Here is an 18,962-nt window from a genome sequence, read left to right as displayed (position 1 = left end):
GCGGACCTCATCCAGGTCCGAAAACCGCGAGACAAGCCGGGCCGCAGCGCCCATTCTGCGGGCCATGGAACCGGTCCGCGAACAGACTCTGGATCAGGACGCCTGCTGGCGCGCGCTGGCGGCGCGGGACGCCCGGTTCGACGGGCGGTTCTTCACGGCGGTGGTGTCGACGGGAATCTATTGTCGGCCCGTGTGCCCGGCGCGCACCCCCCGGCGCGAGAACGTCGTCTTTCACCCCAGCGCGGCCTCGGCCGAGGCGGCGGGGTTTCGCGCCTGTCTGCGCTGTCGGCCCGAGACGGCGCCCGAGATGGGCGCCTGGCGCGGCACGTCCAACACCGTCAGCCGCGCCCTGGCTCTGATAGAGGCGGGGGCGCTGGACGGCGGCGACGCCGAGGCCCTGGCCGCGCGGCTGGGGGTGGGGGAGCGGCACCTGCGCCGCCTGTTTCGAAAACATCTGGGCGCCGCCCCCGTCAGCGTAGCCCAGACGCGGCGCGTGCTGCTGGCCAAACAGCTGATCCACGACAGCGACCTGTCGATGGCCCAGGTGGCGATGGCCTCGGGCTTCGGCAGCGTGCGACGGTTCAACGAGACCTTCCAGGCGCTGTACGGGCGGCCGCCGTCCGATCTGCGTCGTCGGCGGGTCGAGGGGGAGGGCGCCGAGGCGGTGCGCCTGGGCCTGACCTACCGGCCGCCCTATGACTGGACGGCGATGACGACGGCCCTGGCCGCGCGGGCCGACGCGGATGAATGGGTCGCGGATGGGGTCTGGACCCGTCGCCTGCGCCGGGCCGTCGACCAGACGGACGGGGCGGTGTCGGTCGCGGCGGGCGCGCCGGGCAGGGTGCGGGTCGAGGCGCGGATCGACGATCTGAAGGCCCTGCCGGGGGTGCTGGCGCGGGTGCGGCGGGTGTTCGACCTGGCCGCCGATCCCGAGGCCATCCTGCACGATATGGCGCAGGATCCTGTCCTGGCCGAGGCGGTGAAGCGCCGGCCGGGTCTGCGGCCGCCCGGCGACTGGCTGGACGCGGCGCTGGACGACCCCAGCGACCGTCTGGAAACGCGCGACCCACAGCTTTTGGCGCGCGCCGAACGATGGCGGCCCTGGCGCGCCTACGGCGCCCTGTACTGGACCCTGATCGAGGAGGGACGAGATGCCCAAGCCGCCTGAAACCCTGAACCTGATCCTGGATCGCCTCGCCTCGCCGGTGGGCGAAGTGCTGCTGGTCGTCGACGCCGGAGGCGCGGTGCGGGCGCTGGATTTCCACGATTACGAGGACCGGCTGCGACGGCTGCTGCGCCTGCACTATGGCGCGGTCGTTTTGACGGAAGGCCGCGCGCCGGAGGCCGTGCGCCGGGCGCTAGAGGCCTATTTCGCCGGCGACCTGGCGGCGTTCAACGACGTTCGGGTGGAGACAGGCGGCACGGTCTTTCAGCGGGCCGTGTGGCGGGCGCTGCGCGACATTCCCGCGGGGGAAACGCGCACCTATGGTCAACTGGCCCAGGCGGTCGGGTCGCCCAAGGCGGTGCGGGCGGTGGGTCTGGCCAACGGCGCGAACCCGGTGGGGGTCATCGTGCCCTGCCACCGGGTGATCGGCGCGAACGGAACCCTGACCGGATACGCCGGCGGTCTGGAGCGCAAACGCTGGCTGCTGGCGCACGAGACGGCCGGGCGGCTGCTGTAGAACGCGCCTGCGACCTTGGAGCCAGGCAACGCCCTGGAGCCCGGTTCGTTACCCTGAGCCACAACAGGAGAACCGAAGCATGAAACTGTCCAAAGGCGCGCTGGTGGCGGTGGTCGATGGCGAAAAGCTGGCCTTGTTCCGCAACGAAGGCGGGGTCGAGATCAGGCTGAAGGCCATCGAAAATCCCCCCATCGAGGACCGGGTCTCCGGCTCGGCCGGGCGGCGCTCCAGCGAAGCCAATCCGGACAACGACACCCAGGCTGAGGACGGCTTCGCCATGGGCGTGGCCCAGGTGCTGAACAAATGGGTCGTCACCAACAGGATCGACGAACTGCTGGTCATCGCCGCGCCCAAGACCCTGGGCGAACTGCGCAAGCACTGGCACAAGGATCTGCAGGCCAAACTGGCTGGGGAGATCGCCAAGGACCTGACCGGCCATTCGACCGATCAGATCGCGGCTGCCGTGGAGAAGGCCTGATCGCGTTCAGCCGCCGTCCAGAAAGCGGCGGCAGGCCGGGTTCAGCGTCTCGTCCACATAGGGATAGCCCAGGACCGCCAGGGCGGCGGTCAATTGATCCTGTTCCTGGGGCGGCACGCTGATCCCGGCCAGCACCCGGCCCACGTCGTCGCCGTGATTGCGATAATGGAACAGGGTCAGGGCCCAGGCGGGCTGGAGGCTGTTCAGGAACCGCAGGAAGGCGCCCGGCCGCTCGGGGAACTGGAAGCGCAGGATGCGTTCGTGCGGCAGGCCGCTGGCCCGGCCGCCGACCATGTAGCGAACGTGCAGCTTGGCCGTCTCGTTGTCGCTCATGTCCTCGACGACGTATCCGCCGGCGGTCAGGCGGGCGATCAGGTCCTCGCGTTCCTTTGCGCCGTTCCGCAGGGCCACGCCGACGAAGATCTGGGCCTGGCCGTCGGCGGACCAGCGATAGTTGAACTCCGTCACCGACCGGCCGTCCAGGCTGTCGAGAAAGCGGCGATAGTCGTCGCGGTCGTCCTTCATGCTGACGGCCAGAAGCGCCTCGGCGCCCTCGCCGATCTCGGCCCGTTCGGCGACATGGCGCAGCCGGTCGAAGTTGACGTTGGCGCCCGAGTTGACGGCGATCAGCGAGCCCGCGCCAGGATGGGCGGCGGCCCAGGCCTTCAGCCCCGCCAGGGCCACCGCGCCCGACGGTTCGGCGATGGCGCGGCTGTCGTCGAAGATGTCCTTGATCGCCGCGCAGATGGCGTCGGTGTCGACCAGGACGATCTCGTCCAGCAGATCGCGGCACAGGTCGAAGGTCTGCTGGCCCGCCCGGCGCACCGCCACCCCGTCGGCGAACAGACCCACCTCGTTCAGGGTGACGACCTCGCCCGCGTCGAGCGCCGACTTCATCGTGGGGGCGTCGACCGGCTCCACCCCGATCACGCGCGTCTCGGGGCGCAGGAATTTGACGATGGCGGCGACCCCGGCGGCCAGGCCCCCGCCGCCAATGGGGACGAAGACGGCCTCGATCGGATCGGCGTGCTGACGCGCGATCTCCAGCCCCACCGTCCCCTGGCCGGCGATCACCTCGGGATCGTCGAAGGGGTGGATGAAGGCCGCGCCGGTCTGGCTCTCCAGATGACGGGCGTGGGCGTAGGCTTCGTCGAAGCTGTCGCCGTGCAGCACCACTTCGCCGCCCAGGGCCCGCACCGCCGCCACCTTGATGCCCGGCGTGGTCGTGGGCATGACGATGGTCGCGGCGATATCGCGTCGCGCGGCCGCCAGGGCCACCCCTTGCGCGTGATTGCCGGCCGAGGCGCAGATCACGCCGCGCGCCAGATCGGCCTCCGACAGGCTGGCGATCTTGTTGTAGGCGCCGCGAATCTTGAACGAGAAGACCGGTTGCAGGTCCTCGCGTTTCAGCAGCACGGGGCGGTCCAGTCGCGCCGACAGGCGACGCAGCGGGTCGAGCGGGGTCTCCTCCGCCACGTCATAGACGCGGGCGGTCAGGATGCGGCGGATGGTGTCTTGCACGTTTCTATCGAGTTTCAGGCGCTGGCGAGAGTGAACGTGTCGATAGGGGGCGTGACCAGTCAGGTCGAGCAAAAATATGCCAGCCACGGCCCGTTTTAGAGCGGGCGCGCCGAGAGCCGGCGGGTCCACAGCGCCGCGCGCCGCTTCAGCTCGTCCTTCTGCGCCATGTCCGACAGGTCGGGCGACAGGCGATCCAGCTGCTCGAAGCGGAAATCCTCGGGCTGGTGCGCCGTCCACGCCCGTTGCAGATCGGCGTGCGGGCAGGACCCGAGCTTCAGCGTGAACCAAAGGCCGTTCTGGTGGGTGTCGATATGCCGGCTTTGACCCACCCAGGCTTCGCCGGTCGCGGTGCACTGCACGGCGAAGACGCCGGCGATGGTCGGCTGTTCCTTGTAGGCGGCGATCAGGGTCTTGCGGTGTTCGGCGTTCACAACGGCCTCCATTTCATCCGGGTGAAATAGACGATAATTATATCCGGGTAAATAGCTGGCCTAAACTTCTCCCTTGCGCCGCACGGTCAAGAGCCTACATTGATCCCGCTTATGCTAGATTTGAGCATAAGGGTCGGGAGGAGACGGTCATGGCGGACGGCGCGTTCGGACTGACGAAGGAATTGGCGCAGGAGACCGCGCCTGTCTGGGCCAAGGTCAAGGATCACGTCACCCCCTTGGAATGGCCCGAGCAGGCGCGGCTGATCAGCGAGATCAACCGGCTGAAACGCGAGCGCGACGCCGTGATCCTGGCCCACAACTATATGACGCCCGAAATCTTCCATGGCGTCGGCGACTATGTCGGCGACAGCCTGGGCCTGGCCAAGGAGGCCGCACGGTCGGACGCGAAGATCATCGTCCAGGCGGGCGTCCACTTCATGGCCGAGACGTCCAAGATCCTGTCGCCGGAAAAGACCGTGCTGATCCCCGATCTGCGCGCGGGCTGTTCGCTGGCCTCCTCGATCACGGGGGCGGACGTGCGGCTGATCAAGCAGCGCTATCCGGGCCTGCCGGTCATCACCTATGTCAATACGACCGCCGAGGTGAAGGCCGAGACCGACATCTGCTGCACCAGCGCCAACGCCGTGCAGGTGGTGGAATGGGCGGCGAAGGAATGGGGCGTGGACCGCGTCATCCTGATCCCCGACGAGTTCCTGGCGCGCAATGTCGCGGCCCAGACGACGGTGGGGATCATCGCCTGGAAGGGCCATTGCGAGGTCCACAAACGCTTCACCGCCCAGGACATCGCCGACATGCGCGACGCCTGGCCCGACGCCGAGGTTCTGGCCCATCCCGAATGCCCCGAGGAGATCCTGGCGGCGTCCGACTTCGCCGGATCGACGGCGGCTATGACCGACTATGTCGAGCAGCGCAAACCCAAGCGGGTGGTGCTGATCACCGAATGTTCGATGGCGTCCAACATCAAGGGCGACGTGCCCAGCGTGGAGTTCGTCGGCCCCTGCAACCTGTGCCCGCACATGAAGCGGATCACGCTGCAGAACATCCACGACTGTCTGGTGAACCTGCAGTTCGAGGTGACGGTGCCCGAGGAGATGATCGAGCGCGGGCGTCTGGCGGTGCAGCGGATGATCGACCTGCCGCCGCCCGCCGTCCCGGCGCGCTACGACATGGTCAAGGCGCGGCATCATGTGGACGTGGAGCTGATCTGACGGCGGCGCGGCGATCGGTCCCCTGGTCGGGACTTCGCCGCGCGCCCATCTGGACGCCATGAGCGACATCGAAACCTCCCCCCGAAAGCCCGGCCCCTGGGACGCGACGCCTGCGCCCAGCCCCGCGCGCGACACCGTTACGGATTCCGCCGTCGTCGAGCCGGCCGAGAAGGATCAGAGCCTGGTCTGGGCCCTGATCTCCACCGGCCTGATGGCGGGCTTCCTGTGGTGGATCAGCGGCAGCGTGGTGGTGGCCGCCGCCGTCCTGGTCGGCCTGTTCGTGCACGAGGCGGGCCACGTCCTGGCGATGAACCGGCTGGGGATGGGGCCGGCGCGAATCTACATCATTCCCTTCCTGGGCGGCCTGGCCAAGGCGCGGCGCGCGCCGAAGAGCGAATGGCACGGTGTGCTGGTGGCGTTGGCGGGACCGGCCTTCGGGCTTCTGGCCATGATCCCGTTCGTGGCGGTCGGCCTGGCCTTGCGACAGCCGGAATGGCTGGCCGGCGCCTTTTTCGTCGCCCTGCTGAATCTGGTGAACCTGGTTCCCGCCCCGCCGCTGGACGGGTCCAAGGCGTTGGGGCCGGTGCTGACGCGGGTTCATCCGCGGCTGGAGCAGGCGGTCCTGCTGATCATCGGGGCGTTGGTGGTGGTCTGGGGCCTGACGACGGGCCGTTACATCCTGGCGGCGTTCCTGGCCCTGTCGGTCTTCGCGCATCTGAAGCGCGGGGTCTGGCGCGCGGCCTGGGGCACGCTGAGCTGGCCCGAGGCGGGACGCAGCCTGGTGCTGTATCTGCTGGTGCTGATCCTGTGCGCCGGCGCCGCGCTGGGGGCGCTTTTGCCGATGACCGAGGGCGACCCGGCGGCCGCCGTGCGGCTGGGCCTGCGCTATCTGGGAGTTTGACGATGAACCGCATCCGACATGACGGGCCGCTGGTCGTCGGGGCCGGACTGGCGGGCCTGTCGGCCGCGCTGGAGGCGGCCAAGGCCGGGGCCAAGGTTCTGGTGATCACGCCCGAACCCCTGCTGAACGCCTGCTCCTCGGCCTGGGCGCAGGGCGGGATGGCGGCGGCCCTGACGCCGCAGGATTCGCCCCAACGCCACGCCCAGGACACCCAGGCGGCCGGCGCCGGCCTGGTCGAGGTCGAGGCGACGCGCGTCCTGACCGAACACGGGCGCGAGACGGTGGAATGGCTGGCCGCCCTGGGCGCGCCCTTCGACCGCGACGCCCAGGGCGGCTTCGCCGTCAGCCTGGAGGCGGCCCACGCCGTGCCGCGCGTCGCCCGCGTCGGCGGCGACGGCGCCGGACGCGCCATACTGACCGCCGTGGTCGCGGCCGTGCGGGCGGAAAAGGCGATCGCCGTCTGGGACGACGCGCGGCTGAAGGCCCTGGCGCGCGACGCGGACGGCCGGGTGGTCGGCGCGGTGATCGCGCGCGGTCCCGACGCCAGGCCGACCCTGGTGACGGCGACCGCCGTCGTCCTGGCCACGGGCGGCGCCGGCGGCCTGTTCGCCGCCACCACCACGCCCTCGGCGCTGAAGGGGGAGGGGATGGCCCTGGCGGCCCTGGCGGGGGCGGAGATCCTGGACCCCGAGTTCGTGCAGTTCCACCCCACCGCCCTGGACGTCGGGATCGACCCGGCCCCCCTGGCGACCGAGGCCCTGCGCGGCGAGGGCGCGCGGCTGATCGACGGGGAGGGGCGTTTTCTGCTGGGGGCCGAGGACGACGCCGACCTGAAGCCGCGCGACGTGGTGGCCCGCGCCGTCCATGCGGCCCGAGCCTCCGGGCGCGGCGCCTATCTGGATGCGCGCACGGCGGTGGGCGAGGCGTTTCCGCACGAGTTTCCCGCCGTCTTCGCCGCCTGCATGCGCGCCGGACTGGACCCGCGCGTCAGCCCCATGCCGGTCATGGCGGCCTGCCATTATCATATGGGCGGGATCGCCGCCGACGCGGACGGCCGCACGACCCTGCCGGGCCTGTATGCGGTGGGGGAATGCGCGGCCACGGGGGTGCACGGCGCCAACCGGCTGGCCTCCAACTCCCTGCTGGAAGCGGCGACCTTCGGGCGGCGCGCGGGGCGGGCAGTCGCGGGGGAGCGAGGCGGGGACAAGCCCCAGCCGACGCCGGACCTGCCTGATCTGCCGGAACCCGCCATGGGCGAACTGCGCGCGGCCATGACGGCCCACTGCGGCGTGGTGCGCGACGCGCAGGGGCTGACGGCGCTGCTGGCCCTGATCGACCGGCTGGAGGCGCGGCACGGCCCGGCGGCGGCCCTGCTGGCGGCGCGCCTGATCGCCCAGGCCGCGCTGGATCGGCGCGAGAGCCGGGGCGGCCATTACCGGTCGGACTATCCCCAGACCGCCGCGCGGGCCGAACACACGCGGGTGCGGCTGGTCCGCCCCGCCGAACTGGAGGCGGCGGAATGAGCCGGAAACTGCCGGACCTGCTGATCGAGCCGGTCGTGCGCCGGGCCCTGGCGGAAGACCTGGGCCGGGCCGGCGATGTGACCGCTGCGGCCTGTATTCCCGAGGGCGCACGAATGAAGGCGGCCTTCGTCGCGCGCAAGCCCGGCGTTCTGGCGGGGATCGACGCGGTGCGCCTGGCCGTTCTGGCCCTGGACCCGAAGGCGCACATCGAACTGCGCCTCGAGGACGGCGCGGCCTTCGACGCGGGCGCCGTGCTGGCGGTGGTGGAGGCGGACGCCCGCGCCTTTCTGTCGGCCGAGCGGACGGCCCTGAACCTGGTCGGGCGGCTCAGCGGCGTGGCGACCCTGACGCGGACCTATGTCCAGGCGGTCCAGGGCACGGACGCCCGCATCGCCGATACGCGCAAGACCACGCCGGGCCTGCGTGCGCTGGAGAAGCACGCCGTGGCCTGCGGTGGGGGTATGAACCACCGCTTCGGCCTGGATGACGCCATCCTGATCAAGGACAACCACGTCGCCGTCTGCGGGGGCGTGGCCCAGGCCGTGCGCCGCGCCCGCGCCTTCGCCCCGCACCTGATGAAGGTGGAGGTCGAGGTCGATGGACTGGATCAGCTGGACCAGGTGCTGGCCCTGATCGACGAAGGCGCGGCGCCCGACGTCGTGATGCTGGACAACTTCAGCCTGGCCGATCTGCGGACGGCGGTGGCGCGGGTGGCCGGCCGGCTGGTCCTGGAGGCGTCCGGCGGGGTCGATCTGACGACGGTGCGCGCCATTGCCGAGACGGGGGTGGACGTGATCTCGGTCGGCGCCCTGACCCATTCCGCGCCCGTGCTGGACATCGGCCTGGACGCCTTCTGAGGTCAGGCGGGGAACGGCTTCAGGGACGAGACGTTCACCCTCTGATCAACGGAGGGATGTCATGTCCAAGATGCCGAAAACGCCGCCGGATCAGCTCAGCTCCGGCCATCCGCGACCGGAAGAGGGACACGAAACCCGACATGATCGGGAGACCGAACTCGAACAGGGTTCCGAGGCCAATCTGAAGGAAGAAGGCCGGTTCGGGAACATGGAGCAGAACGTCACCTACCGACGCCGGTCCTGACGTTTCAGACGGGGTTGGCTTCGCCCTCGACCTTGGCGACAACCGCAGCGCGGCTGGCGCGGACCGGCGCAGTCGATGCGGGCTGGGCTGCGGCGGGACCTGGGGTGGAGACAGGGTGCGACGCCGCAGGCGTCGGCGCCTTGGGCTTGTCCTGAGCCACGACGGCGGAATAGGCGACAGGCTGCGGTTGAGGAGTCTCGGCCTCTGTGCGGTCGACGGCGTGGATCAGGCGCGGCTCATCCGCGGCGGTCGATGGTCGCGCGGCATAGGTGAAGGCGCTGCTGGACCCCGAACGACCGCCGAAACGATAGAACAGATGGCTGCCGATCTGGCTGACCTGGATCAGCGAGCCGCGCCAGCCGGGCGACACGTTGGTGGTGTGGAAGTGGGTGGCGGACCCCACGGCGGCGAAGACCGAGCCGGACAGGGCGCCGGAGGCCACGGCGCGGGCGCGGTCCCAGGCCGCCTGGTTGACCCGACCACGCATCGCGCCCGAACAGGTGAAAGAAAACTGGCAGCCCGTGCTGCGCGCCGCGCCCTGGAAGACGACGCCGCAGACGGTCTTGGGGAAGGCGGGGTGGCGAACGCGGTTCAGGACCACCTGGGCCACCGCCTTCATGCCGTCGCGGCCTTCGCCGCGGGCTTCGTAATAGACGGCCTGGGTCAGGCAATCCAGATCGCGGCTGGCGTCCAGGGCGTGACCCAGTTGGAAGGGGCTGGCGGGCGTCGGCGCCGTCAGGCTGGCGCGGCGCAGGTCGTTCGGGGCGCGGAGTTGTTCAAGGCGGGCCGACAGCAGTTCCGCCTGGCGGTCGCGCTCGGCGGCGCCGGCGCTGACATAGGGATCGTGGCGTCGGGCGATCGACAGGGCGCTGGCGTCCAGCCCGCCGGCCGCGGCGGCCAGGGCTTCTTCGGTGAAGCCGGCGGAGGTCGCGCCCTGAATCTGTTCGGCCTGGGCGCGCAGCGTCGTCGCGCGCGCCGCCGTCCCGCCCAGATAGGCGCACCCGATCGCCAGTCCCACCAGACCGCCAAAGGCCGCCGCCGCCGTCATGGGTTTGATCCTGGCCACATGATCGGCGCGCGAAACGGCGCGCGTCTGCGAGGAATGCGACAACGAGTTAGTCCTGTTAAGCAGGGCGAGAAACGCAGCCCCCGGGGGTAGTCTTGCCGGCCGGGCGACGAAAACGTCGCGCTCCAGCCTGCGAAATCCGGCGCTCGGCTCACTGGCCCGGGCGTCGAGGACGGGCCTTTAGCCAGCCCTTTATGTTGGAAATGTGGCTGATTCGCAATTGGGCGATCAGGTGTCAGAAACGATTGGACATTTTCCAGATCAGCGTGACGTTGTGGCTGAAATCGGACGGAAAATCCGATGAATATCTATCGAATACTGTATTATAAATCGTTTCATCTTGTGGCAGTAACATAGAATTATGAGACATAAGCTTTTTCGTATATGTTGGATGTTTAAGAATGTGGCGCATGCGTCCTTTTCGACCTGATGACTGGAACGAAACGCGGTCGTCGGCGTTCAAGCGCGGCTATTAGGGAGAAGTCGTGATGTCTCGCATGAAACCCGCCGCCGTCCTGGCCGTCGTTTCCGTTATCACCTTGGGTCTGTCCGCCTGTGGCGCGACGGTCGAACAGAAGGCCGCGACGGGCGCGGTCGCCGGCGCCGTCGTCGGCGGTCCTGTCGGCGCGGCGGTCGGCGGCGCGGCCGGCACGGCGGTCGGCCAGGCGCAAAAGCCCAGGTAGGGGCCGATCCCGCGCGCCTTGTCCCGGGGGCGGGCGCGACCTATCTGCATCAGTGGCGGCGATCCCTGGCCGAAATCGTCGCCCAAACCCCGTCTCTGAATGATTTCGCCGCGGCGAACCTTGATTTCGGCGCGGGTTTCGGCTTTGTCCGGCCCGCTTCGGGCCGTGCGTGCGTGTTTTCGCCGCCTGATTTCCGACGGCCGCTTTGGGCCGCCCCATAAGGAACCTATCGCTTTCGCATGAAAGATCTGAAGACCGGATTCACCGACCGCCTGACCGCCCAGCAGGAAGCCAAGAAGGCCCTGCTCGCCAAGTTCAAGCCCAAGCCCGCCGCTCCCGATCCCGAGTTCGAACGTCTCGCCGAAAAGCGGGCCGCAGAAAAGGAGGCCCTGCGTCAGCAGCACGAACTGGCCAAGGCCGAGCTGCGCCGCGAGAAGGCCGAGAAGGAAGCTGCGCGCCTGGCCGCGGAAATGGCCGCTCAGGAAGCGATCGACGCCGAAAAGCGCGCCGACCGGAAGGCGCGCAAACAACTGACCAAGGAAGAGCAGAAGGCCAAGCGGGACGCCCGCTACGCCGCACGCAAGGCGCGCCGCTAAGGTGGACAGTCTTTCCGGGATCGACGCGCCGAGGGCTTCTTCGGCGCGTTTTTCTTTGGACGGCGTCCTGGGCGCGCCATAACGCCGATCCGCCAGGGCCTGAAAACGGCCCACAAGTTCGGCCATTGCATCGTTACGGCGGCGTTCTCATTTGAAGGCGTCGCCTCTTGCGGATTTGGAATGACCCTGACGCGGTGGACATTGGTGTGGCGGACGCTGAAGCGTTCGGCGGCGGCCCTGCCGGCCGTCGGCGCCGTGCTGGGCGTCGCCCTGGCCGCCGGGTCGACCGAACGCCCCGACATCGACCGCACCGCCGAGGCCGTGGCCCGGATCACCGGCGGCGATCTGGGCGGCAAGGGCCTGTCGGCGCTCGAGGCGCGGCTGAGCCCGTCGCAACTGGCCCTGGCGCAACGTCATGACCCGCGCCTGCTGCAACCCGCCCTCTATGGCCTGACGCCGGGGTGGGAAAGCCTGACCCTGGCGGGCAAGCCCTCGCTGGACCTGGGCAAGACCGGGCTGGAAGCCCAGCGGCTGAACGCGGCGGTTCCCACGGCGGTCGGCGCCCTGCGGCCCGCCCTGCCGTTCGTCTTCAAGGGCGGGGCCGAGGATCGCCGTCGCGCCGTGCGCTGCCTGACCCAGGCCGTCTATTTCGAGGCGGCGCTGGAACCGGACGCCGGCCAGGCCGCCGTGGCGCAGGTAGTGCTGAACCGCGTGCGCGATCCCAACTACGCCGACACCGTCTGCGGCGTGGTGTTCGAAGGCGCCGAGCGGACGACCGGCTGCCAGTTCAGCTTCACCTGCGACGGTTCCCTGGCTCAGACGCCCGTGCCCTGGGCGTGGGATCGCGCCCGCAAGGTGGCCGAACGCGCCCTGAACGGCGCCGTGGCCCAGCAGGTCGGGACGGCGACCCACTATCATGCCGACTATGTCCATCCCTGGTGGGCCCCGACGGTGGCCAAGGTGACGCAGATCGGGGCGCACATCTTCTATCGCTGGAAGGGTTTCGCCGGTGAAACCGCCGCCTTCCGCAACGCCTATGGCGGGCATGAGCCGGCGATCGACGAGGCGCGCTTCGCCAAGGCGCGCCTGCCGGCCCTTCAGGCCGGTCAGGCCACGGGCGGCGCCGATCCGAATGCGGTCGGTTCCGGCGCGCCGATGAAGACGGTGGAGATCGATGGTCATCAGCGCGTGGTGGGCGTGGTCAGCCTGGGCGGACGCCGCCTGCCGACGCGCGAGGAGGTGGCCGCCATCAACGCCCGCCTGTCGACGATGGAGGCGCCCAAACCCGCCGCCCAGCCGGCGCCGGAAGGCGTGACGCCGATGGAGGTCGAAGAGGTCGGCCGGCCCGCGCGCTGACCCCGAGGCGGGGTCGGTCCCCTACCAGACGCCGATCTTCTCGGCCTCGGCGTGGCTGATGGGGTGGTGGGCCTTGGCGTGGTCTTCTTCGGCGAGGAAACGAGCGGCCTCAAGCGCGGCCATGCAGCCCATGCCGGCGGCGGTGACAGCCTGGCGATAGACGTCGTCGGTGACGTCGCCGGCGGCCCAGACCCCCTCGATCGCGGTGGAGGCCGTGCCGGGCTTGACCCGCAGATAGCCGCCCGAGTTGGTTTCCAGCTGGCCCTTGAACAGTTCCGACGACGGGGCGTGGCCGATGGCGATGAAGACGCCGTCGGCGGGGATTTCGCGGGTCGAGCCGTCCTTGACGTTCTTCAGCCGGACGCCCGTGACGTTGCGGGCGATGCCGTCCACCACGCCGACGATCTCCTCGATGGCGACGTCCCAGATCACCTCGACCTTGGGGTTGGCGAACAGGCGGTCCTGCAGGATTTTCTCGGCGCGGAACTCATCGCGGCGGTGAACGACCGTGACCTTGGAGGCGAAGTTGGTCAGGAACAGCGCCTCTTCGACCGCCGTATTGCCGCCGCCGACGACCACGACCTGCTTGCCGCGATAGAAGAAGCCGTCGCAGGTGGCGCAGGCCGAGACGCCGAAGCCCTGATAGGCGGCCTCCGACTCCAGCCCCAGCCACTTGGCCTGGGCGCCGGTGGAGATGATGACCGTCTCGGCCAGAATCTCGTCGCCGCCGTCCAGCTTCAGCCGGAACGGACGCTGGGACAGGTCGGCGGAGGTGACGATGTCGTGGATGACCTCGGTGCCGACATGCAGGGCCTGGGCCTGCATCTGCTCCATCAGCCACGGACCCTGGATAGTCTCGGCGAAGCCGGGATAGTTCTCGACGTCGGTGGTGATGGTCAGCTGGCCGCCGGGCTGGATGCCGGCGATGACGACGGGGTTCAGCGAGGCGCGCGCCGCATAGATGGCGGCGGTCCAGCCGGCGGGGCCGGAACCGATGATGGCGACGCGGACGGTTCTGGGAGTGCTCATGGCGCCTATTTAGGGGCTGATTCCTTTTCGCGCGATGCTAGTCTTGTCGGGCGAGCACGGGAGTGGGGAATGAACAAGAAAGCGGCGGCTTTCCTGCCCATCGGAATCGGGGTCGGGGTTTCGATCGGAACAGCCTTGGGGTTGGCGCTGGACAATCTGGCCCTGGGGATCGCGCTGGGCGTCGCCATCGGCTCGGGCCTCGGTGTCGCGGGCATGGGCGCCGCCCAGGCCAGGTCCGGGAAGGAAGAGGATTCGGACGACAAGGGCGGCGGGGCCGCCTGAGCGCCGCCTTTTTTGAGTGCACTTTCGTGCACTTTTTTGCGATCCATTCTCACCGTGCCGTCCAGCCAGGAGATGGGCTTCAGGTCACGCCTGCGTCAGGATTGGGCGGGGCGAGACCGGCTTGCGGTGAATTCAGCGCGTCCGCATCGCCTCCAGCACCGCGCGGGCGGCGCGGTCGGTTTCGGCGAGGGGGGCGTAAGTCCAGGGGATCAGCGCGCCGTCGAACGGCCGGGCGGCGCCGCGCGAACGCAGGTCGTCGTGCAGGCGGGCGAACTTGCCGGCGCGCTTCAGCGGGACCATCGGCAGGATGTGAACCGGCTTGCCCGTCGAGGCGGCCTCGGCGGCCATGTTGGCGCTGTCCTCTGTGACCAGCACATGATCGGCGTAATGCAGGAAGCCGAACAGGGGGTTGTCGCCCGTCCCGTCCCAGATCCAGCCGGGCAGGGCGGACAGTCGCGTGGTCATGGCCGCCTTGGCCAACTCCGGCGTGCGGCGCGAGAAGGTCAGCATCAGCGAACCGCCCGCCGTCCGCACGGCGTCCGCGATCCGGTCGGCCAGGGCGGCGGCGTGGTCGGGGGGCAGGTCGAAGGCCTTTGACCGACCGCCGATCAGGACCGCAATGCGCGGATGGGGCAGGGGGGCGATCCGGTCGGCGAAGGCGGGGGCGGCGTCGGCGATCCGCTGCGGCGTGATGCGGTGCGGCGAGCCGGTGATCTCGAAGACATTGTCGCCCGACAGGCCGTCGTGGGCGGGCGCCACGATCATGTCGTAGCGGGCGTTGGCCCAGCGTGGGTCCTGGGTCTGGACCACGAAGGTCTTGCCGCCGCTCCACTGTTTCACCCGTGTCGAAAGGGGCAGGGTGGCGCGGCCCGTCGCGATCCACAGGTCGGGCCAGGGGGCGGCGAGGGCGTCGGAGGACGGGTCCAGCATCGCCCGCGTCTTCAACGCCGAGGGCAGGCGGTCGAACGGCGCGCGCCAGCGGATGTGCTTGGTGGTGATTTCGGCCGGGGTCAGACGCTGCACCGCCTCGGCCAGGCCCAGGGCCTGGTTCTCGATCCCGGCGCGGCCGTCCGAGACGACCCAGATAGAGAGGGGATCAGCCATCGCGCCTCCCTCCCCGGCCCGGGGAGGGAGATAAGGCGTAGGCGGGTCGGCCTATTTCCACTCGACCTTGAGGATTTCGTAGGCCTTCACGCCGCCGGGGGTGTTGACCTCGACCACGTCGCCGACCTCCTTGGAGATCATGGCGCGGGCGATGGGGGAGGCGATGGAGATCTTGCCCTTCTTCACGTCGGCTTCGTGTTCGCCGACGATCTGATAGCGGGCCTCTTCCTCGGTGTCCTCGTCCACCACGGTGACGGTGGCGCCGAACTTGACCTGGTTTCCCGACAGTTTGGACACGTCGATGACCTGGGCGCGGCTGATCTTGTCCTCGATCTCGGCGATCTGGCCCTCGATCCAGCCCTGCCGCTCCTTAGCCGCATGATACTCGGCGTTTTCGGACAGGTCGCCGTGTTCGCGGGCCTCGGAAATGGCCGCGATCACGCTGGGCCTTTCCACCGACTTCAATTGCTTCAGTTGATCGTCGAGGGTGCGATAACCCTCGGCCGTCATCGGCACTTTTTCCATTGTGTCGTGATTTTTCTTATTCGCCCAGAGACTGGAAAGACGCGGAGTAGGCACACAAAAGGCCGCGGGGCGGGCGCGGCCGGGCATCAAAACTAGGGCAAACAGGGTCGGAATTCAAGGGTTGTCGTCGCAACTCCCGCGCGTGGATGTCGTGGGTCAGGCGCGGATGCGCGGCTCCGGCTTGCGCTCGCGGTGCAGAACGCCCTTGATCAGGCTGAGGGCCAGCCAGGCGATGGCCGCCAGGCCCAGGATCATGAACAGGCCCGACAGCAGGACGGCGCCGGCCGCCATGAAGGCCAGGACGAAGGCGATGGCCGCGCCTAGCGCGGCGACGATCTGAAGGGTTTTGAGGCGCATGAAGCGTTAACGCCTCACGGGGCGTCCGGTTGCCCCGAATTGCCCCGAACCGTCAGGCGTAGGCGTAGGGACCGCCGCGTTCCAGCGCCCGACGATAGGCGGGGCGGGCGTGGATGCGCGACAGGAAGGCTCTGAGCCGCGGGCGGTCTGCGGGATCGAAGGCCCGGTCGGCTCCGGCCTCGACCGGAAAGCTCATCATGATGTCGGCGGCCGTGAATTGATCGCCGGCGAACCATTCGGACCGCGCCAGTTCAGCCTCCCAGAAGCCGACGTGATCGCGAAGCTGGGGATCGACGAAGCCGGCGATGGCCTTGTCCGATATCTGCTTGACCAGGGGGCGCATCAGGCCCGGCGCCCGGCGCGGCAGAAGGCCGAACACCAGCTTCAGCAGAAGCGGCGGCATGGCCGATCCTTCGGCGTAGTGCAGCCAATAGGTGAAGCGGCGGGCGTCTTCGGTCCCCGCCGCCGGACGCAGACGGCCATCACCATAGGCGTCCAGCAGATATTCGACGATGGCGCCGGTTTCGGCCACGGTCACATCGCCGTCCTGGATCACCGGCGACTTGCCCAGGGGGTGGATGGCGCGCAGCGCCGCCGGCGCCAGCCGACTGCGGGCGTCGCGTTCATAGCGCACGACCTCGTAGGGCAGGCCCAACTCCTCCAGCAGCCACAAGACGCGCTGGGAGCGGCTGTCGTTCAGATGGTGGACCTTGATCATGGGGGCGCTCCGTTGGACGGCGGACTATCAGGCGCCCCGACAGCCAAAGTCGAGCCCTATCGAGGGGTGCGGCCGCTCCATCGCGCCTGGCGTTGGGGGCGGGGCGGGGGCGGGGGCGTCGCCGCGCCGGCGCGGCCGCGCTCGCGACGGCTGCGCCACACCTCATAGGCCAGGGTGGCCAGGGCCAGCTTGCCGGCGTGACGGCCGGCCAGACGGCGTCCCCCCTTTGACAGCAGTAGGCCGCCGAGCATGGGAACCAGCTTGTGAAGTCGGGACATGGGAATCTCCTTCGGAGCCTATAAGTCTGGGCCTGTAACGCGCAGGTTGGGCGGCCGGTTCTCGGTGCGGCGATTTGAACTGACGACAGGATGCAGAAGGTTTGGCGCGCGCGACGTGCGAAGCAGTGCTACGCCAGAGCCATGAGCCGTTCCCGTTTCGCCGCCTTCTTCACCTCACTGAGCTTCTTCGTCATCGTGGCCCTGGTCGCCGGGGTGGCGGCCGGCGCCGCGGCCCAAAACGCCCACGCCCCCTGGCTGACCGCCGCCCTGGGCGCGCTGGAGGGGCTGGGCCAGGTCTGGCTGAACGCCCTTCGGATGACGGTGATGCCGCTGGTCTTCAGCCTTCTGGTCACGGGGATCGTCTCCATCGCCGATGCGGCGGCGACCGGGCGGATCGCCGCGCGCTCCTTGGTGGTGTTCGGCCTGATGCTGGTCGCGGCGACGGTCTATGCGATCCTGGCGGGCCTGGGCCTGCTGACCCTGTGGCCCATCGATCCCGAGGCCGGGCGCGCGATGCTGGCGGGGATTCCGTCCGATGCGGCGGCCGCCGTGGGCCGGGCCGCGCAGACGAACGCACTGGACGCCTTCCTGTCCAGCCTGGCGCCGTCCAACGTCATCAAGGCGGCGGCCGACGACGGCGTGCTGGCGGTGGTGGTCTTCGCCGTGGCTTTTGGATTTGCGGCCACGCGTATCCGCGCCGATCTGCGGCGGCCCCTGGCGGGCTTCTTCGAGGCTGTGGCCGAGACCATGGTGGTGATCGTCCATTGGGTGCTGCTGGCCGCGCCCTTCGGAGTGTTCGCCCTGGCTCTGGGCGTGGGGCTGCGCGCCGGTCTGGGGGTGGCGGGCACGCTGGCCCATTATGTCGCCATCCTGTGCCTGAGCCAGATCGGCCTGATCCTGCTGATCTATGTCGCCGTGACCCTGTGGGGCCGCATCTCCCTGGCCCGGTTCGCGCGCGCCGCCGCCCCGGCCCAGGTGGTGGCGGTCTCGACCCAGTCGTCCCTGGCCAGCCTGCCGGTGATGATCGAGCGGGCGCGCGACTGGCTGGGCGTGCCCCAGGCCTCCGCGGGCCTCGTTCTGCCGCTGGCGGTGGCGGTGTTCCGCATCACCAGCCCGGTCGCCAACCTGGGGGTCTGCCTCTATGTGGCGCAGTTGAACGGGATCGAGCTGGGGCTGGGCGCCCTGGTGGCGGGCGGGCTGACGGCCATCGCCGTCTCCATCGCCTCGGTCGGCCTGCCGGGCCAGGTCAGCTTCTTCGCCAGCATCGGGCCGATCTGCCTGGCCATGGGCCTGCCCATCGGCGTCCTGCCCATCCTCCTGGCGGTGGAGGTCGTACCCGACATCTTCCGCACCGTCGGCAACGTCACCGCCGACCTGGCCGCGACCAGGATCGTGGCGGGGGAGTCAGCTAACCGAATTGCCGAAAAACAATAGACCAAACCCAATAGCTATTGGCGGCAATAAGATTGCGAGAACTGGCCAAAAATACATATCAAATGCAAGTTTGAATTTGATCCGCTTCGCATCACTTGGATGCGTTTTCTCGATCCCGATCATGGCATTTTGGAAATCTATTCCATCATGATTATACGGACAGGAATCCATGATTGCTGCATATTTTGATTCAAACTCCGAGTTATTTGGAGCTGGGCCTTTATTGTTTACATGTTCATGAGCAATTATTTTATACTGCTGATATAGGTTTGTAACTCGCTTTGCATTATCATGCAAATATTTTCCTCTCACAACGTCTTCACTAAATGCGGAATAAACGCTGAGGGCTACTACGAATACCGATGAAACAATAGATACAAATCCTATAACGTTCCTTACGTCAGCGCGCATATTTGGGAAAAAATTCGGTGCTATGCTTAGGGCGATCACATATATTGAAAAAACAACTAGAGAGATGCTATGCCAGCGATAACGCTTAGCGAGGCGTTCCGCTGCGTTGAAGCGCGATGCCCTTAGCTTCGACATCGTGCTCAACAGCGGATATTTTAACCAAAGTTCTTGAGCCATGTCCCTTTCCCTCTTGCGGTTGCAAAGAGGAGGTATAGCGAACAACTCTGCGATGCAATGATCGCCTACTTTTAAGCAGA

At 68.5% G+C, this 18,962-nt stretch carries 23 protein-coding genes; 13 read left to right on the top strand and 10 right to left on the bottom strand.

Annotated elements, in window-relative coordinates:
• Positions 1–64 precede the first annotated feature (64 nt).
• The 3 genes from ACWPV3_RS00700 to ACWPV3_RS00690 all read left to right on the top strand — a co-directional run bounded on the left by ACWPV3_RS00700 (position 65) and on the right by ACWPV3_RS00690 (position 2,160).
• On the top strand, positions 65–1,168 hold the full coding sequence (locus ACWPV3_RS00700) for a bifunctional transcriptional activator/DNA repair enzyme AdaA (protein WP_453976463.1): 1,104 nt from the start codon (positions 65–67) through the stop codon (positions 1,166–1,168).
• The gene (locus tag ACWPV3_RS00695; RefSeq protein ID WP_453976462.1) at positions 1,152–1,682 is read left to right on the top strand and encodes a methylated-DNA--[protein]-cysteine S-methyltransferase; all 531 of its coding nucleotides are present in this window, start codon (positions 1,152–1,154) and stop codon (positions 1,680–1,682) included. Before ACWPV3_RS00700 ends, ACWPV3_RS00695 begins: the two co-directional genes overlap by 17 nt.
• Before the next feature lie 79 nt (positions 1,683–1,761).
• Complete coding sequence (locus ACWPV3_RS00690; protein ID WP_292086701.1) at positions 1,762–2,160, top strand: host attachment family protein; 399 nt, start codon at positions 1,762–1,764, stop codon at positions 2,158–2,160.
• Between the two features lie 6 nt (positions 2,161–2,166).
• On the opposite strand, the gene ilvA is transcribed toward ACWPV3_RS00690, so the two are convergent.
• On the bottom strand, positions 2,167–3,681 hold the full coding sequence (ilvA, locus tag ACWPV3_RS00685; protein ID WP_453976461.1) for a threonine ammonia-lyase, biosynthetic: 1,515 nt from the start codon (positions 3,679–3,681) through the stop codon (positions 2,167–2,169).
• Between the two features lie 95 nt (positions 3,682–3,776).
• The gene (locus ACWPV3_RS00680; protein ID WP_313452157.1) at positions 3,777–4,112 is read right to left on the bottom strand and encodes a GIY-YIG nuclease family protein; all 336 of its coding nucleotides are present in this window, start codon (positions 4,110–4,112) and stop codon (positions 3,777–3,779) included.
• A gap of 149 nt (positions 4,113–4,261) precedes the next feature.
• Between ACWPV3_RS00680 and nadA the strand changes: the two genes are divergently transcribed.
• The 5 genes from nadA to ACWPV3_RS00655 all read left to right on the top strand — a co-directional run bounded on the left by nadA (position 4,262) and on the right by ACWPV3_RS00655 (position 8,866).
• Positions 4,262–5,341 carry a quinolinate synthase NadA gene (nadA, locus tag ACWPV3_RS00675; protein WP_312736687.1) on the top strand — a complete coding sequence of 360 codons (1,080 nt, stop codon included), beginning with the start codon at positions 4,262–4,264 and terminating at the stop codon, positions 5,339–5,341.
• A gap of 58 nt (positions 5,342–5,399) precedes the next feature.
• Positions 5,400–6,242, top strand: a complete 843-nt coding sequence (locus ACWPV3_RS00670; RefSeq protein WP_453976460.1) for a metalloprotease — start codon at positions 5,400–5,402, stop codon at positions 6,240–6,242.
• Positions 6,239–7,765, top strand: coding sequence for an L-aspartate oxidase (locus ACWPV3_RS00665; RefSeq protein WP_453976459.1), 1,527 nt, complete (start codon positions 6,239–6,241; stop codon positions 7,763–7,765). Before ACWPV3_RS00670 ends, ACWPV3_RS00665 begins: the two co-directional genes overlap by 4 nt.
• On the top strand, positions 7,762–8,622 hold the full coding sequence (nadC, locus tag ACWPV3_RS00660; protein WP_312736690.1) for a carboxylating nicotinate-nucleotide diphosphorylase: 861 nt from the start codon (positions 7,762–7,764) through the stop codon (positions 8,620–8,622). The genes ACWPV3_RS00665 and nadC overlap by 4 nt, the downstream gene beginning before the upstream one ends.
• A gap of 61 nt (positions 8,623–8,683) precedes the next feature.
• Positions 8,684–8,866, top strand: coding sequence for a hypothetical protein (locus ACWPV3_RS00655; protein WP_292086709.1), 183 nt, complete (start codon positions 8,684–8,686; stop codon positions 8,864–8,866).
• A 4-nt stretch (positions 8,867–8,870) separates the two neighbouring features.
• Here the strand turns inward: ACWPV3_RS00655 and ACWPV3_RS00650 are convergent, their stop codons facing one another.
• Entirely contained in the window at positions 8,871–9,977 is a 1,107-nt protein-coding gene (locus tag ACWPV3_RS00650) for a cell wall hydrolase (RefSeq protein WP_453976458.1), read from the bottom strand.
• Positions 9,978–10,420: 443 nt separating this feature from the next.
• On the opposite strand from ACWPV3_RS00650, the gene ACWPV3_RS00645 reads away from it, so the two are divergent.
• The 3 genes from ACWPV3_RS00645 (at position 10,421) to ACWPV3_RS00635 (ending at position 12,567) form a co-directional block, all read left to right on the top strand.
• Positions 10,421–10,615, top strand: a complete 195-nt coding sequence (locus ACWPV3_RS00645; RefSeq protein ID WP_292086712.1) for a hypothetical protein — start codon at positions 10,421–10,423, stop codon at positions 10,613–10,615.
• Between the two features lie 239 nt (positions 10,616–10,854).
• Complete coding sequence (locus ACWPV3_RS00640) at positions 10,855–11,211, top strand: DUF6481 family protein (RefSeq protein WP_292086713.1); 357 nt, start codon at positions 10,855–10,857, stop codon at positions 11,209–11,211.
• A gap of 180 nt (positions 11,212–11,391) precedes the next feature.
• Complete coding sequence (locus ACWPV3_RS00635; protein WP_453976457.1) at positions 11,392–12,567, top strand: cell wall hydrolase; 1,176 nt, start codon at positions 11,392–11,394, stop codon at positions 12,565–12,567.
• Positions 12,568–12,588: 21 nt separating this feature from the next.
• Here ACWPV3_RS00635 and trxB read toward each other — a convergent pair whose 3' ends face one another.
• Positions 12,589–13,596 (bottom strand): thioredoxin-disulfide reductase, encoded by a 1,008-nt coding sequence (trxB, locus tag ACWPV3_RS00630; protein ID WP_292086715.1) that lies wholly within the window; start codon positions 13,594–13,596, stop codon positions 12,589–12,591.
• A 69-nt stretch (positions 13,597–13,665) separates the two neighbouring features.
• On the opposite strand from trxB, the gene ACWPV3_RS00625 reads away from it, so the two are divergent.
• Positions 13,666–13,878 (top strand): hypothetical protein, encoded by a 213-nt coding sequence (locus tag ACWPV3_RS00625; protein ID WP_292086717.1) that lies wholly within the window; start codon positions 13,666–13,668, stop codon positions 13,876–13,878.
• 132 nt (positions 13,879–14,010) lie between these two features.
• Here ACWPV3_RS00625 and ACWPV3_RS00620 read toward each other — a convergent pair whose 3' ends face one another.
• The 5 genes from ACWPV3_RS00620 to ACWPV3_RS00600 all read right to left on the bottom strand — a co-directional run bounded on the left by ACWPV3_RS00620 (position 14,011) and on the right by ACWPV3_RS00600 (position 16,860).
• Positions 14,011–14,982 (bottom strand): mitochondrial fission ELM1 family protein, encoded by a 972-nt coding sequence (locus ACWPV3_RS00620; protein ID WP_453976456.1) that lies wholly within the window; start codon positions 14,980–14,982, stop codon positions 14,011–14,013.
• 51 nt (positions 14,983–15,033) lie between these two features.
• A complete protein-coding gene (gene greA, locus ACWPV3_RS00615; RefSeq protein WP_292180684.1) occupies positions 15,034–15,507 on the bottom strand; it encodes a transcription elongation factor GreA in 474 nt (157 codons plus the stop codon).
• Positions 15,508–15,663: 156 nt separating this feature from the next.
• A complete protein-coding gene (locus ACWPV3_RS00610) occupies positions 15,664–15,864 on the bottom strand; it encodes a hypothetical protein (RefSeq protein ID WP_453976455.1) in 201 nt (66 codons plus the stop codon).
• A gap of 52 nt (positions 15,865–15,916) precedes the next feature.
• The gene (locus tag ACWPV3_RS00605; protein WP_453976454.1) at positions 15,917–16,582 is read right to left on the bottom strand and encodes a glutathione S-transferase family protein; all 666 of its coding nucleotides are present in this window, start codon (positions 16,580–16,582) and stop codon (positions 15,917–15,919) included.
• Between the two features lie 56 nt (positions 16,583–16,638).
• Positions 16,639–16,860, bottom strand: a complete 222-nt coding sequence (locus tag ACWPV3_RS00600; RefSeq protein WP_453976453.1) for a cysteine protease — start codon at positions 16,858–16,860, stop codon at positions 16,639–16,641.
• Between the two features lie 141 nt (positions 16,861–17,001).
• Between ACWPV3_RS00600 and ACWPV3_RS00595 the strand changes: the two genes are divergently transcribed.
• The gene (locus ACWPV3_RS00595; protein ID WP_453976452.1) at positions 17,002–18,294 is read left to right on the top strand and encodes a dicarboxylate/amino acid:cation symporter; all 1,293 of its coding nucleotides are present in this window, start codon (positions 17,002–17,004) and stop codon (positions 18,292–18,294) included.
• Here the strand turns inward: ACWPV3_RS00595 and ACWPV3_RS00590 are convergent.
• A complete protein-coding gene (locus ACWPV3_RS00590; RefSeq protein ID WP_453976451.1) occupies positions 18,265–18,882 on the bottom strand; it encodes an SLATT domain-containing protein in 618 nt (205 codons plus the stop codon). The two genes, ACWPV3_RS00595 and ACWPV3_RS00590, sit on opposite strands and share 30 nt — an antisense overlap.
• Positions 18,883–18,962 lie beyond the last annotated feature (80 nt).

It is taken from the genome of Brevundimonas sp. Marseille-Q4549 (assembly GCF_976940555.1).
Note: the sequence above shows the minus strand (reverse complement) of the source record. Positions and strands in the feature narration are given on the sequence as shown.

Bases quoted from the DNA above. Each gene is read 5' to 3' on its own strand.
- ACWPV3_RS00700 (WP_453976463.1), top strand. From the start codon at position 65: ATGGAACCGGTCCGCGAACAGACTCTGGATCAGGACGCCTGCTGGCGC.
- ACWPV3_RS00695 (WP_453976462.1), top strand. From the start codon at position 1,152: ATGCCCAAGCCGCCTGAAACCCTGAACCTGATCCTGGATCGCCTCGCC.
- ACWPV3_RS00690 (WP_292086701.1), top strand. From the start codon at position 1,762: ATGAAACTGTCCAAAGGCGCGCTGGTGGCGGTGGTCGATGGCGAAAAG.
- nadA (WP_312736687.1), top strand. From the start codon at position 4,262: ATGGCGGACGGCGCGTTCGGACTGACGAAGGAATTGGCGCAGGAGACC.
- ACWPV3_RS00670 (WP_453976460.1), top strand. From the start codon at position 5,400: ATGAGCGACATCGAAACCTCCCCCCGAAAGCCCGGCCCCTGGGACGCG.
- nadC (WP_312736690.1), top strand. From the start codon at position 7,762: ATGAGCCGGAAACTGCCGGACCTGCTGATCGAGCCGGTCGTGCGCCGG.
- ACWPV3_RS00655 (WP_292086709.1), top strand. From the start codon at position 8,684: ATGTCCAAGATGCCGAAAACGCCGCCGGATCAGCTCAGCTCCGGCCAT.
- ACWPV3_RS00645 (WP_292086712.1), top strand. From the start codon at position 10,421: ATGTCTCGCATGAAACCCGCCGCCGTCCTGGCCGTCGTTTCCGTTATC.
- ACWPV3_RS00640 (WP_292086713.1), top strand. From the start codon at position 10,855: ATGAAAGATCTGAAGACCGGATTCACCGACCGCCTGACCGCCCAGCAG.
- ACWPV3_RS00635 (WP_453976457.1), top strand. From the start codon at position 11,392: ATGACCCTGACGCGGTGGACATTGGTGTGGCGGACGCTGAAGCGTTCG.
- trxB (WP_292086715.1), bottom strand. From the start codon at position 13,596: ATGAGCACTCCCAGAACCGTCCGCGTCGCCATCATCGGTTCCGGCCCC.
- ACWPV3_RS00625 (WP_292086717.1), top strand. From the start codon at position 13,666: ATGAACAAGAAAGCGGCGGCTTTCCTGCCCATCGGAATCGGGGTCGGG.
- ACWPV3_RS00620 (WP_453976456.1), bottom strand. From the start codon at position 14,982: ATGGCTGATCCCCTCTCTATCTGGGTCGTCTCGGACGGCCGCGCCGGG.
- greA (WP_292180684.1), bottom strand. From the start codon at position 15,507: ATGGAAAAAGTGCCGATGACGGCCGAGGGTTATCGCACCCTCGACGAT.
- ACWPV3_RS00610 (WP_453976455.1), bottom strand. From the start codon at position 15,864: ATGCGCCTCAAAACCCTTCAGATCGTCGCCGCGCTAGGCGCGGCCATC.
- ACWPV3_RS00605 (WP_453976454.1), bottom strand. From the start codon at position 16,582: ATGATCAAGGTCCACCATCTGAACGACAGCCGCTCCCAGCGCGTCTTG.
- ACWPV3_RS00600 (WP_453976453.1), bottom strand. From the start codon at position 16,860: ATGTCCCGACTTCACAAGCTGGTTCCCATGCTCGGCGGCCTACTGCTG.
- ACWPV3_RS00595 (WP_453976452.1), top strand. From the start codon at position 17,002: ATGAGCCGTTCCCGTTTCGCCGCCTTCTTCACCTCACTGAGCTTCTTC.
- ACWPV3_RS00590 (WP_453976451.1), bottom strand. From the start codon at position 18,882: ATGGCTCAAGAACTTTGGTTAAAATATCCGCTGTTGAGCACGATGTCG.